Source organism: Streptomyces deserti (genome assembly GCF_054782695.1).
Genome location: NZ_BAAGRZ010000035.1, coordinates 1 through 12,996, shown reverse-complemented (window position 1 = coordinate 12,996; position 12,996 = coordinate 1). Strand labels below are relative to the sequence as shown.

The 12,996-nt window shown below is 70.4% G+C and carries 10 protein-coding genes and 1 pseudogene; 5 read left to right on the top strand and 6 right to left on the bottom strand.

What is annotated here, in order from left to right; translation table 11 throughout:
- Positions 1–165 precede the first annotated feature (165 nt).
- Positions 166–1,215 (top strand): LacI family DNA-binding transcriptional regulator, encoded by a 1,050-nt coding sequence (locus ACYVMZ_RS34300; RefSeq protein ID WP_461086760.1) that lies wholly within the window; start codon positions 166–168, stop codon positions 1,213–1,215.
- Positions 1,216–1,225: 10 nt separating this feature from the next.
- Here ACYVMZ_RS34300 and ACYVMZ_RS34295 read toward each other — a convergent pair whose 3' ends face one another.
- The 5 genes and pseudogenes from ACYVMZ_RS34295 to ACYVMZ_RS34275 all read right to left on the bottom strand — a co-directional run bounded on the left by ACYVMZ_RS34295 (position 1,226) and on the right by ACYVMZ_RS34275 (position 7,233).
- Positions 1,226–2,287, bottom strand: coding sequence for an endo-1,4-beta-xylanase (locus tag ACYVMZ_RS34295; RefSeq protein WP_461086758.1), 1,062 nt, complete (start codon positions 2,285–2,287; stop codon positions 1,226–1,228).
- Positions 2,288–2,341: 54 nt separating this feature from the next.
- Entirely contained in the window at positions 2,342–3,106 is a 765-nt protein-coding gene (locus tag ACYVMZ_RS34290) for a carbohydrate ABC transporter permease (RefSeq protein WP_461086848.1), read from the bottom strand.
- Positions 3,107–3,204: 98 nt separating this feature from the next.
- Positions 3,205–4,203 carry a carbohydrate ABC transporter permease gene (locus tag ACYVMZ_RS34285; RefSeq protein ID WP_461086756.1) on the bottom strand — a complete coding sequence of 333 codons (999 nt, stop codon included), beginning with the start codon at positions 4,201–4,203 and terminating at the stop codon, positions 3,205–3,207.
- 6 nt (positions 4,204–4,209) lie between these two features.
- Positions 4,210–5,501, bottom strand: a pseudogene (locus ACYVMZ_RS34280) (extracellular solute-binding protein).
- Between the two features lie 217 nt (positions 5,502–5,718).
- Complete coding sequence (locus ACYVMZ_RS34275; RefSeq protein WP_461086754.1) at positions 5,719–7,233, bottom strand: glycoside hydrolase family 43 protein; 1,515 nt, start codon at positions 7,231–7,233, stop codon at positions 5,719–5,721.
- Between the two features lie 442 nt (positions 7,234–7,675).
- Between ACYVMZ_RS34275 and ACYVMZ_RS34270 the strand changes: the two genes are divergently transcribed.
- Positions 7,676–9,628: an APC family permease gene (locus tag ACYVMZ_RS34270; protein WP_461086752.1), complete on the top strand. Its 1,953-nt coding sequence runs from the start codon at positions 7,676–7,678 to the stop codon at positions 9,626–9,628.
- A 94-nt stretch (positions 9,629–9,722) separates the two neighbouring features.
- Here ACYVMZ_RS34270 and ACYVMZ_RS34265 read toward each other — a convergent pair whose 3' ends face one another.
- Positions 9,723–10,325 carry a DUF1707 SHOCT-like domain-containing protein gene (locus ACYVMZ_RS34265; RefSeq protein ID WP_461086750.1) on the bottom strand — a complete coding sequence of 201 codons (603 nt, stop codon included), beginning with the start codon at positions 10,323–10,325 and terminating at the stop codon, positions 9,723–9,725.
- 145 nt (positions 10,326–10,470) lie between these two features.
- Between ACYVMZ_RS34265 and ACYVMZ_RS34260 the strand changes: the two genes are divergently transcribed.
- The 3 genes from ACYVMZ_RS34260 (at position 10,471) to modB (ending at position 12,708) form a co-directional block, all read left to right on the top strand.
- Positions 10,471–10,866 (top strand): TOBE domain-containing protein, encoded by a 396-nt coding sequence (locus tag ACYVMZ_RS34260; RefSeq protein ID WP_461086748.1) that lies wholly within the window; start codon positions 10,471–10,473, stop codon positions 10,864–10,866.
- Between the two features lie 190 nt (positions 10,867–11,056).
- Positions 11,057–11,866 carry a molybdate ABC transporter substrate-binding protein gene (modA, locus tag ACYVMZ_RS34255; protein WP_461086746.1) on the top strand — a complete coding sequence of 270 codons (810 nt, stop codon included), beginning with the start codon at positions 11,057–11,059 and terminating at the stop codon, positions 11,864–11,866.
- Positions 11,863–12,708, top strand: a complete 846-nt coding sequence (gene modB, locus ACYVMZ_RS34250; RefSeq protein WP_461086744.1) for a molybdate ABC transporter permease subunit — start codon at positions 11,863–11,865, stop codon at positions 12,706–12,708. The genes modA and modB overlap by 4 nt, the downstream gene beginning before the upstream one ends.
- Positions 12,709–12,996 lie beyond the last annotated feature (288 nt).

The window sequence follows — 12,996 nt, the reverse complement described above, 5'->3', positions numbered from 1 at the left end:
CCGCAGGACTCCCTGCGCACCGGCCCCGACGCGCGTCCAGGAGCGGTCACTCACCGTGGTCCTCCGTGCGAGCGAGGTGCGCGTGCCCGTACGGCTTCCCGGGAACGCCCGTTTTCCGGAAGACTCCTGGAAGTTTCGCCGTACCCGTCGACGGAGGTGGGGGAAGTGGCAGCACGTGAGGCCGACGCCGAGGCGGCTTCCGAGGACCGGGGCAGGGTCACGATCACGGAGATCGCCCGGCAGGCCGGGGTCTCCGTGCCGACCGTGTCACGGGTCGTCAACGGCCGCTCCGACGTGTCACCCCAGACCCGGGCCCGGGTCGAGGACCTGCTGCTGCGGCACGGCTACCACAAACGCCCCGCCGCCTCCGGCACCCGCGCCGCCCTGCTCGACCTGGTCTTCAACGACCTCGACAGTCCCTGGGCGGTGGAGATCATCCGCGGCGTCGAGGAGGTGGCGCACGCGGCCGGGGTCGGCACCGTGGTGTCGGCGCTCCACGGGCGCTCCGGCGACGCCCGCGAGTGGATGCGCAACCTGCGGGCCCGCGCCTCCGACGGCGTCATCCTCGTCACCTCGGCCCTGGAACCGACGCTGCACGAGGAGTTGCGGATCCTCGGCGTGCCGCTGGTGGTCGTCGACCCGGCGGGCTCCCCGGCCCTGGACGTGCCCACCATCGGCGCGGCGAACTGGTCGGGCGGCATGACGGCCACCGAGCATCTGCTGTCCCTCGGCCACCGCAGGATCGGCCTGATCGCCGGTCCGCCCCGGCTGCTGTGCTCGCGCGCCCGGCTCGACGGTTACCGCGCGGCGCTGGAAGGCTCCGGCATCGCTCTCGACGAATCCCTGATCGTCCCCGGCGACTTCCGCCCCGAGTCCGGCTTCACCGGCTGCACCACCCTACTGGACCTGCCCGAGCCGCCGACCGCGGTGTTCGCGGCCAGCGACCAGATGGCCCTCGGCGCGATCGAGGCGCTGCGCCGCCGGGGGCTGAGGGTGCCGGAGGACATGAGCGTGGTCGGTTTCGACGACCTTCCGGAAGTCCGCTGGTCGGCTCCGCCCCTGACCACCGTCCGCCAGCCGCTCACCGACATGGGCAAGCTCGCGGTCCGCACGGTGCTGCGGCTGGCCCGCGACGAGCAGCCGGACTCGCCGCGGGTGGAACTCGGCACCGAACTGGTGGTGCGGGCGAGCACCGCACCACCAGCGGCCGTGTGAGGACGGTCGGTTACGACAACGCCTCGCGGATCGCGTAGTACGCCGGCTTGGGCCGCAACTGCTCGTCCCACGGCAGCGCCGCGCCCTCGCCGGGGAAGAACCCCGGGATCCACGAGTACCTGTCGGTGTAGTCCCAGAGGGTGATCCCCACGCACCGGCGTACGGCCAGACACGCCTCGGTCAGCTCCCGGTACCACTCGGCCTGCTGGGCCAGCTTCTCCTCGGTCGCGGGCAACTGCATGCGCACGTCGACCTCGGTCAGAGAGGTGTCGAGACCCAGCCGGGAGAAACGGCGCAGATTGTCCTCCAGCGTGTCCGGATAGCCGTACTGCAGGGCGAGATGGGCCTGGAAGCCGATCCCGTGCAGGGGCACGCCCTTCGCCTTCAGCTCCTTGGCCAGCCGGTAGTAGGCGTCGCTCTTCGGGCCGATCGCCTCGATGTTGTAGTCGTTGAGGTACAGCTTGACGCGCGGGTCGGCCTGGTGCGCCCAGCGCAACGCGTCGGCGATGTAACCGGGGCCGAGCGTCTTGTAGAAGATGCTCTCCCGGTAGGTGCCGTCCTCGTTGAACGCCTCGTTGACGACGTCCCAGGCGAACACCTTGCCCCGGTAGTGCCGTACCTCCGTCTGGACGTGCTTCTTCAGTACGGCCCTCAGCTCGGCGGCCGTCCACTCACGGCTCGTGAGCCAGCCGGGCAGCTGGCTGTGCCAGACGAGGGTGTGGCCGCGTACCTTCTGGTGGTTGGCGCGGGCGAGGTTGACGATCTCGTCGCCCTTGGAGAAGTCGAACACGCCCTGCTGGGGCTCGGTGGCGTACCACTTCATGCCGTTGCCGGGGGTGATCTGGTCGAACTCGCTGCCGAGGATGGCCTTGTAGGGCTCGTCGCTGAGTTCGGGGTTGTCGGTGGCGCTGCCGAAGTAGCGGCCGTGGCGCTGGGCGAGGTCGGCGAGGGTGGGCGGGTCCTCCTTCGCCTGGGCGGCCGGGCCGGTGGCGACACCGGCGGCGACCAGCACGGCGGCCAGCGCCCCGGCCAGTCTGAGCCGGGTGCGGGAGCGGATGGTCGTACTGCGCATGGTGCGACTCCTCACGGTTGGGTGGTGGGTGAGCCGTACGTCCGCGGGCGCGTGTCATCCCTTCGTGGCGCCGGCGGTGAGGCCGCCGACGAGCTGGCGCTCGGCGACCGAGTAGAAGGCGAGGGCGGGGACCATCGCCAGGACCAGGTAGGCGAACACGCGGGCGTATTCCGTGGCGTACTGGCCCTGAAACTGCTGGACGCCGATGGGGATGGTCCACCACGTGTCCTCGGTGAACACCAGCAGCGGCAGGAAGAAGTTGTTCCAGCTGGTGACGACGGCCAGGACCGAGACCGTGCCCAGCGCGGGCCGGGCCATGGGCACCAGCACCCGCCAGAAGAAGGCGAGCGGGCCGCAGCCGTCGAGCGTGGCCGCCTCCTCCAGTTCCCCGGGGATCTCCCGGAAGAAGCCGCGCAGGATGATGATGGTCATCGGCAGTCCGAAGGCGGCCTGCGGCAGGATCACGCCCAGCGGGTTGTCCAGCAGCCCCATGGAGCGCAGCAGCAGGAACAGCGGCAGCGCGGCCACCGCGAAGGGGAACATCAAACCCATCGTGAACAGCGTGAACAGCGCCTCCCGCCCGCGGAAGGCGAACCGGGCGAAGGAGAACGCGGCGAGCGCGGACACCGCGACCACGAGGACGGTCGTGGCCACCGCGATCAGCGTGCTGTTGCCGACCAGCCGCCAGAAGTCGCCGGAGCCGAGGATGCCGGTGTAGTTGGAGGCCACCCACGACTCGGGCAGACCGACCGGGTTGCGGGACAGCTCGTCGGTGGACTTGAAGCCGGACAGCACGGCGTACAGCAGCGGCGCGGCCATCACCGCGCCGACGAGGACGAGGATCACGTGCAGGGGCAGGGTCTTCCCGGTCTTGGGGGTCTTCCCGGTGTTCCCGGTGTTCCTGCGGGAATTGACCGTCACTTGCCGTCCCCCCTCATCGTCGTGGTGGCGCCCTGCAGGTCGCGGCGGAGCACGAACCGCTGGTAGGCGAGGGCGAAGACGAGGCTGATGCCGAACATGGCCACGCTGATCGCGCTGGCGTAGCCGACCTGGTAGCGCTTGAAGCCGTACTGGAACATGGTCACGGCCATCGTCTCGGAGTGGTGGTCGGGCCCGCCCTGGGTGACCACCCACACCAGGTCGAACAGCTGGATCGACCCGATGACGGACAGGAAGACGCTGATGCGCAGGGTGGGCGCGAGCAGCGGCAGGGTCACGCTGCGGAAGCGCTGCCAGGGCCCGGCGCCGTCGATGAGCGCGGCCTCCGTCAACTCCCGCGGAATCGACTGGAGTCCGGCCAGGTAGAGCATCATGTGGAAGCCGAAGTACTTCCAGATCATGACCAGGAACAGGGTCGCCATGACCATGGACGGGTCGGCGAACCACTCCCCGCCCAGCCCGTCGAGGCCCACACTGCCCAGGATCTGGTCGGCGAGGCCGTCGTCCGGCGCGAAGATCATGCTGAACAGCACACCGGTGATGGCCTCCGACAGCACGTACGGCGCGAAGAACAGCATCCGGTACACGGCCCGGCCGCGCAGCCGCTGGTTGAGCAGGACGGCCATGGCGAGCGCGAACGGCAGCTGGATGGCCAGGGACAGGACGACCAGGACGAGGCAGCGCCACAGGTCGCCGAGAAACACCGGGTCCTGGAAGAGCCGGGTGAAGTTGTCGGCGCCGACGTAGTCGGAGGGCATGCCGAAGCCGCCCCAGCGGAAGAAGGCGGCGTAGAGGGCGAACAGGATCGGCAGCAGCACCAGCACGCCGAACAACACCAGGGCGGGCAGCTGGAAGCCGACGGCGGTGAGCCAGTTGAGCGTGCGTCGGCGCCTGCGTCCCCGGGCCCGCTCGGCGGACGGGGGCGGCAGGCCGACGTCGGGGCCGGTCCGCTTGTCCGGCAGGAACGTGGAGGTCATCGCCGGCTACTGCTCTTCCTTCGCGGTCTTCGTGATCGACTCGGTGACCTGCTCAGGGGACTTCGAGCCGGCGATGAGCGCGGCGACGCTGTCGTTGACCTCCTGGCCGACGGCGGGCGCGTACGCCTGGTCGAGGTAGAGCTGGAATCCGGTGGCGGCCTTCAACTGCTTCTGCACCGCTTGGAGGTTGGGTCGGTCAGGGCGCTCTCGGCAGCCGGGACGACCGGGATGACACCGGTCTTCTTCACCAGTTCCTTGTCGGTGGCCTCCGAGGCGAAGAACTTCAGGAAGTCGACGGCCGCCTGCGGGGCGCCCCGGCGCAGGGCGTGCCCGCCGCCTCCGCCGAACACCTCGGTCAGGGCGCCCTTGCCGCCCTCCACCGTGGGGAACGGGAAGAAGCCGAGGTCCTTGCCGAGGCCCTTGCCCGCGTCGGCCTGGACGACCGGGGCCCACTGGCCCATGAGTTCCATCGCCGCCCTGCCGTTGCCGACGGTGGCGGCCTGGCCGGTGGGCGTGGAGTAGGCGGCGCCGAGGAAGCCCTTCTGGAACGGCTGGAGGTCTGCGAGTTCCTTCAGGTGCCGTCCGGCCTCGACGAACGGGGCGTCGGTGAAGTCCTTGTCGTCGTACGCCTTCTGCAGCGCGTCGGCGCCGGCGGTGCGCATCGCGAGGTAGGCCCAGTAGTACATGCCGGGCCACTTCTCCTTGCCGGCCAGGGCGAGCGGGGTGACGCCGGCCGACTTCAGTTTCTCCACGGCGTCGAGGAAGCCGCCCCAGGTGGTCGGGGGCGTGCTGATCCCGGCCTTCTTGAAGAGCGCCTTGTTGTACCAGAAGCCGATCATGCCGATGTCGAACGGGATGCCGTACACCTGCTCGTCGAAGATGTACGGCTCCTTCGCGACCGGCAGCAGGCCGTCGGCGAAGTCCTGGGTCCGGTCCGTGAGGTCCTCGACGAGCCCGGCGTCGACCTGCTGCCTGAGCACGCCGCCGCCCCAGGTGTGGAAGATGTCCGGGAGCTTCCCGGAGGCGGTCAGGGCCGTCATCTTCGACTTGTAGGCGTCGTTCTCCAGCTGGACGATCTTTATCTTGACCTTGGGGTTCTGCGCCTCGAACTTGCGGGCGAGGCCCGCCCAGACGGTCTTGGCGGGCTCGGTGGTGGAGATGTTCCACCATTCGATCGTGGTCGTCCCCGACGACCCTCCGTCCGAGTCTCCGCCGCAACCGCTCAGTGCCGTCATGCCCAGACCGGCCGCGGCGGAGGCCGCCAGGAAGCCGCGGCGGGACAGTGCCGGGTCGCCCATCATGCGCTCCTTGGGTACGGGACGGCGCTTTCACGTCCGCCCTGGTTCGAAACTTTCGGAATAGATCCAGAAAGCTGCGTTGTTGCCGCACCCTAGAGACAGCCGCCAAACGGTGGCAACCCCTTGTACGCGGTGAATCTGACGCCGACTCGCACGGCGTTCGGGGCGCTTGGCGCCCCGACGTGCGGACCGACACTTTCCGGCGCCTTCCGGAAAGTCACCGGGACGCGGCAACGCCTCCGGGGACGTACTCGAACCAGTCGAACGCCGCGCTGCCCTCGGTGACGTACATGCCGATCACCCGCCCGGTGAAGCCGCCGGCGACCTGGGTGGAGAGGTAGCGGCCGTCGAGTTCGGCCAGCGGGGTGCCGTCGTCGAGCGAGAAGGCCAGCGTGTCGGGGCCGCCGGCCCGGAGGCCGGGTGCCTCCTGGCCGGGGGTGGACACCGTGGGCGGTACGACGGACGCCGTACGGGCCTCGACGACCAGCGTGACCGGTCCGGGCGGCACCGGGCGCCGGGCGAGGACCTGCCGCACCGGGCCGATCCGGGCGATCACGCTCGCCTCTCCCCCGGCGACCTCCAGGTCGTAGTGGTGGGCTTCGTCCATGCGCACGGAGAGTCCGGCGCGAGCCGTTCCGGGTTCCAGGCGGGCCGTGACCCGGCAGTCCGGATGCCGCTGGCGGCGGCCGACGAAGGTGTGGCCCGGCCGGTCCAGGCTGTCGCCCGTCGCGGTCAGCGTCAGCCATCCGGGCCGGTCGGTCAGCGACCAGGAGCCCTCGGGCCTGCGCCGCGGGGAGATCCAGTACGGCGCGAGGTGCGCGGTGTCGAAGCCGTCCCGCACCGGCTCGGGTTCGACGGGGTGCCAGGCCGCGGGCGCCGGATGCCATTCGCGCACCGGGCCGACGCGCGGCCAGCCGTCCACCCACTCCACCGGGGTCAGGAAGGTCTCGCGGCCGAGGACGTGGAAGCCCGGGAACCAGCCGCGGGGGCGGGTGCCGAGCAGGAGCATCCACCAGGTGCCGTCGGCCGCCTGGACCAGGTCGGCGTGGCCGGTGCACTGGATGGGCAGGTCGGTGCTGCGGTGGGACAGTATCGGGTTGGCCGGCGCGGGTTCGAACGGCCCCCGCGGGGAGCGGGCGCGTGCGATCGACACGCTGTGGCCGTGGGCCGTACCGCCCTCCGCCAGCATCAGGTACCACCAGTCGCCGACGCGGTACAGGTGCGGGGCCTCCGGATGCTGCATTCCCGTCCCCGACCACACCGGCAACGGGCCTTCGAGCACCTTGCCCGTCGCCGTGTCGATGCGCGCCACGCGTACCCCCGAGACGGCGCACCAGCAGGAGCCGTCCTCGTCCCAGGCGAGATCGGGGTCGATCCCGGGCAGGTCGATCCAGACCGGATCCGACCACGGCCCCTCGGGACGGTCGCTGGTGACGAGGAAGTTGCCGCCCGCACCCACGGTGGTGGTGATCATGTAGAAGCGGCCGTCGTGGTACCGGAGGGTGGGGGCGTAGATGCCGGCGGAGGCCGGCAGGTCGTCCGGGAACGCCAACTGCCCCGGGTCCAGGACGTTGCCGATCTGCCGCCAGTGCACGAGGTCACGGCTGTGGAAGAGCGGGACGCCGGGGACGTACTCGAAGCTGGAGCACACCAGATAGTGGTCCTCGCCCACCCGGCAGACACTGGGGTCGGGATGGAAGCCGCCGATCACGGGGTTGTCGTACGTCCGCATGTGCGTCAGTCCCTTCGAGCGTCACGTCCTCGGCGGTGTCGGCCGAGGCGAAACTTTCGGATGATCTGGCGAACGTTACGTCGCTGAACTCTAGGTGGCCCCCGACTCAGGGACAAGACGGCGTACCTCGTGCTGCGGCCGGGCCGATGCCGACTCGCCGTCTGCAGTATGTGACGCAGGGTGTCCACCCGTGTGCGACCCGGTCGCGTCGGTCCCCTCCGGCGGGGACCGCCCTCCACCCGCCCGTCAGCTGCGCTTTTGCGATGCGCTGACGCTTCCCTCGAGGGCTGTGGGCATTCGCGCGCCCACTCTTAACGGAAGCTTGACGCGCTCCGCCCGCTCATCCGTGGGCCTGCACGTCACTCTCTGCTTACGCTGGTCGCCGCCGTCCGCGTCGGGGCGAGCACCCCGGGCTGAGCCGCACCGCAGGAGAGCACCTCGTATGGCCACCATCGAACAACCGCCCAGTCGCCTGCGGAGCTGGATGCTGGAAGGCCTGTCCGACATGGGCAGGAGCGGCGGCCACACCGGGCCGCACGCCGAACCCGAACCCCCGCACCAGGGCCAGCCCTGGTACCGGGTCATGTGCCTGACCGGTGTCGACTACTTCTCCACCCTGGGCTACCAGCCCGGCATCGCCGCCTTGGCGGCCGGGCTGCTCTCCCCCGTCGCCACCATCGTGCTGGTGCTCGTCACCCTGGCCGGTGCCCTGCCCGTCTACCGCCGGGTGGCCGAGGAGAGCCCCCACGGCGAGGGCTCCATCGCCATGCTGGAACGGCTGCTGTCGTTCTGGCAGGGCAAGCTGTTCGTCCTGACCCTGCTCGGCTTCGCCGCCACCGACTTCCTGATCACCATCACCCTGTCGGCCGCCGACGCCTCCACCCACCTGGTGGAGAACCCCCACCTGAACAGCGTGCTGCACGACCAGCGGATGCTCATCACCCTGCTGCTGGTCGCCCTGCTCGGCGCGGTGTTCCTCAAGGGCTTCCTGGAGGCCATCGGCGTGGCGGTGGTGCTGGTGGGCGTCTACCTGGCGCTGAACGCCGTCATCGTCATCGTCGGGCTGTGGCACGTGATGACCGCCGGCCATGTGGTCACCGACTGGTCCATTGCCCTGACCACGGAGCACGGCAACGTCCTGGCCATGGTCGGCGTGGCCCTGCTGGTCTTTCCCAAGCTCGCGCTCGGCCTGTCCGGTTTCGAGACCGGCGTCGCCGTCATGCCTCACGTCAAGGGCGACGACACCGACACCGAGGAGGACCCGGCGGGCCGGATCCGGGGCACCAAGAAGCTGCTCACGGCGGCCGCGCTGATCATGAGCGTCTTCCTGATCACCACCAGCTTCATCACCACCCTGCTCATCCCGGAGAAGGAGTTCGAGGACGGCGGACAGGCCAACGGCCGCGCCCTGGCCTATCTGGCGCACAACTACCTGGGCAGCGCCTTCGGCACCCTCTACGACGTGGCGACCATCGGCATCCTGTGGTTCGCCGGCGCCTCCGCCATGGCCGGGCTGCTCAACCTGATGCCGCGCTACCTGCCCCGCTACGGCATGGCCCCGCACTGGGCCCGCGCCGTACGCCCGATGGTCATCGTCTTCACGCTCGTCGCCTTCCTGGTCACCTGGATCTTCGACGCCGACGTCGACGCCCAGGGCGGCGCCTACGCCACCGGTGTCCTGGTGCTGATCAGCTCCGCCGCGATCGCGGTGACCATCGCCGCGCGCAAGGCCCGCCAGCGCAACTGGACGCTCGTCTTCGCGGTGATCTCGGCGGTGTTCCTCTACACCACGGTCGCCAATGTCATCGAACGCCCGGACGGTGTGAAGATCGGCGCCTGCTTCATCGCCGGCATCATCCTGCTCTCCCTCGTGTCCCGGCTGGCCCGCGCCTTCGAGCTCCGCGTCACCAGCGTCACCCTGGACCCGATGGCGGAACGCTTCATCCGCGACATGGCCAGCCGCACGATCCGCTTCATCGCCAACGAACCCGATCGGCGCGACAAGGCCGAGTACCGCGACAAGATCGAGCAGATACGCCACGACAACGACGTCTCCGTCCAGGAGGACTTCGTCTTCGTGGAGGTCACCGTCACCGACCCGTCGGAGTTCGAGGCCGGCCTGACCGTCCGCGGCGAAGTCCTGCACGACCGCTACCGCGTCCTGACGCTGGAGTCCTCCTCCATCCCCAACGCCCTGGCCGCCCTTCTCCTTCACGTCCGCGACGCCACCGGCCGCATCCCCCACGTCTACTTCGAGTGGACCGAGGGCAACCCCTTCGCCAACTTCCTGCGCTTCTTCCTCTTCGGCCAGGGCGAGGTCGCCCCCGTGACCCGGGAGGTCCTGCGCGAAGCCGAACCCGACCGGCAGCGGCGGCCGAGGGTGCACGTGGGCTGAGACGGGAGGAGCCGGGCCTCGGGCAGCCCTGTCACCGGACACTCAGCTCCTGGGCGCCTTCCCGTCGATCCCGCACCGCTGGATCGCGAGGTGCTCAGCCCCTGGACGCCCTTCTGCCGAACCCCCGCCGCGGCGGCCGCACCACGACCTGCCCGAAGCTGATCGCACCGGCGATCTCCACCCGCAGGACCACAGGTGCGTCGGTCATGACGGACCGACGCGTCGTGAACCTGCTGGTCTTGATCGTGGAGTAGTCGGCCGCGAGGGAGTCGGTGTCCACCACGACCTCCGGGCGGGTCACCAGTCTCAGGACACCGCCGCGCATGTCGAGGTCGATGCGCAGGGTGTCGTGCGTGATCACCGCCTGGGTGAAGTCGAGGGTCACCTCGCCCCACTCCGAGTGGATCTCCATGCTGCGGGGCACCACCCAGCCCTCGCCGCGCCGCGTCGAGGCACACACCTGCTCGATCCGGACGACGTCCTTGGCCTCGACGGACCTGTCGCCCGACCCGGTCGGCAGGTCCGCCGTCAGCGCGGCCAGCTCCCCCATCGTGCGGGCGGTCAGCGCGGCCTCCACCCGCTCGTCGAGCTCCTCGGGCGTCAGCCTCCCGTCCCCCGCGGCGACCGTCAGCACGTCCACGACCCGGTCCCGCTCCGCGTGCGAGGCCCGCAACCCGGCCGGACCATCGGTGCGCACTTGCTCCCCCACCATCACTTCACCCCGATCTCCCCGGGCACGGCACCGACACCCACCCGCTCGACGAACAAACGCTATATCGCGTTATACCCAACGGCCAACCCCGCGTCCACCGTTCCCCGCCCGCCGCCCTATCGTGACCGCCATGCAGTCCTACACGATCGGTCAGGCAGCGCGGCTGCTCGGCGTGAGCCCGGACACCGCCCGCCGCTGGGCCGACGCGGGCCGGATCGCCACCCACCGCGACGCGAGCGGACGGCGGCTCATCGACGGCCGGGACCTGGCCGCCTTCTCGGTCGAACTCGCCAGGTCCGGCACGGACGAGCAGGACACCCCGTACACCTCCGCCCGCAACGCCTTTCCCGGCATCGTCACCGCCATCAAGCTCGGTGACGTCGCCGCCCAGGTCGAGATCCAGGCCGGCCCGCACCGGCTCGTCTCCCTGCTGACCCGTGAGGCCGTCGAGGAGCTCGGCCTCGAAGTGGGGATGGAGGCCACCGCCCGCGTGAAGTCGACGAACGTACACATCGACCGCACCTGAGCGGCTCCTCCCATCGACCGCACCTGCGCGCCTCCTCCCGTAGAAACGCACATACCCACCCCTGCTCCCCCTCACCCCGGCTCATGCGATGCGACAGGAGACTTCTGCCTCGCATCTGCGCCACTATGATCGGCGTATCGGAAGAGTCCGGCGAACTCTTCCTCCGGCACACAGAGGGAGTGGCCCCGAGATGATCCGTTCCGCGCACCGGACGCGCTGGGCCCTTCAGGTCGCCGGCGCGTCCGCCGCCGCGCTGCTGGCCGTGAGCGCCTGCTCCTCCACGGGCCCGGGCTCGGACTCCTCGGCGTCCTCGTCGTCGAAAGTCTCGGGCACGGTCACCGTCTTCGCCGCCGCTTCCCTCGAGGAGAGCTTCACGACCTTGGGCCTGCGGTTCGAGGAGAAGCACCCGGGCACGAAGGTGACCTTCAACTTCGGCGGCAGCGACAGCCTCGCCGCCGGCATCACGGGCGGTGCCCCGGCCGATGTCTTCGCCGCCGCCAGCCCCAGGACGATGAAGATCGTGACGGACCAGGACGACACCGCCACCAGCCCCGCCACCTTCGTCCGCAACCAGCTGGAGATCGCCACCCTCCCCGGCAACCCCCACAGGATCACCTCCCTGAAGGACCTGACGAAGTCCGGCCTGAAGGTCGTGCTGTGCGACAGGTCCGTGCCCTGCGGCGCGGCGGCCCAGCAGGCCCTGAAGGCGAGCGGCCTCCGGCTCACGCCGGTCTCGTACGAGCAGGACGTCAAGAGCGCCCTGACGAAGGTCGAGCTCAGGGAGGCCGACGCCGCCGTCGTGTACAAGACCGACGTGAAGGCGGCGGGTGACAAGGTGGAGGGCGTGGAGTTCCCCGAGTCGGCCCAGGCCGTCAACGACTACCCGATCGCCCTCCTCAAGGACGCTCCCAACCCGTCGGCGGCCAAGGCGTTCATCGCCCTGGTCAGGTCCGCCGAGGGCCAGAAGGTGCTGGCCGAGGCAGGGTTCCTGAAGCCGTGACCCGGCCCGCCAAGACCGACACCGTGACGGGCGGCCCCCGGCGCACCCGCCCCGGCAGGGGAACCCGCCTGGTCCCCATCCCCCTGCTGCTGCCCGCCCTCCTCGGCCTGGCGTTCCTCCTGCTGCCCTTGATCGCTCTGCTCGTGAGGACTCCGTGGAGCACCCTCCCCGAGCAGCTGACCAGCGCGGAGGTGTGGCAGGCGCTGCGCCTGTCGCTCGTCTGCGCCACGGCGGCGACGGCGCTGAGCCTGGTCATCGGCGTTCCCCTGGCCTGGCTCCTGGCCCGCACGGAGTTCCCCGGCCGCGGTCTCGTCCGCGCCCTGGTGACGTTGCCCCTGGTGCTGCCGCCGGTGGTGGGCGGTGTGGCCCTGTTGCTCGCCCTGGGCCGCAACGGCGTGGTCGGGCGGTGGCTGGACTCCTGGTTCGGGATCACGCTGCCCTTCACGACGTGGGGTGTCATCCTCGCCGAGACGTTCGTGGCGATGCCGTTCCTCGTCATCAGCGTGGAGGGCACCCTGCGGGCCGCCGACCCGCGCTTCGAGGAGGCGGCGACCACCCTGGGCGCCTCCCGTTTCACCGCGTTCCGCCGGGTGACGCTACCGCTGATCGCCCCGGGCATCGCGGCCGGCTCGGTCCTGGCCTGGGCCCGTGCCCTGGGGGAGTTCGGCGCGACGATCACCTTCGCGGGCAACTTCCCCGGCCGTACGCAGACCATGCCGCTCGCGGTCTACCTGGCCCTGCAGAACGACCCGGCGGCGGCGATCGCCCTCAGCCTGGTGCTGCTGGCGGTGTCGATCGCGGTCCTGGCGGGGCTGCGGGACCGTTGGATGAGGCCCTCATGACACCGCACCCTCGAACCCCCGCACCCGCCATGACGGCGCTCAGCCCCCACAGGGGCCACCCGCACCCGACAACGAAAGCCGCACGGGTGGTGCAGGTGGGAACCAAACCCGGCCGAAGGCCGGGTCCCCCCACTCACCCGCACACGCACCGGCACCCGCACCCAAACCCTCACCGCCACCCTCACCCACAGCCCCCGTTATGTTCTTCGCGGTCCTGCAAGAGGGCCGCTGGCCTCCGGGCCCGGCATGACTGTTCCCCCCTGTCGAACGGATGACCTGGGGGGTGGT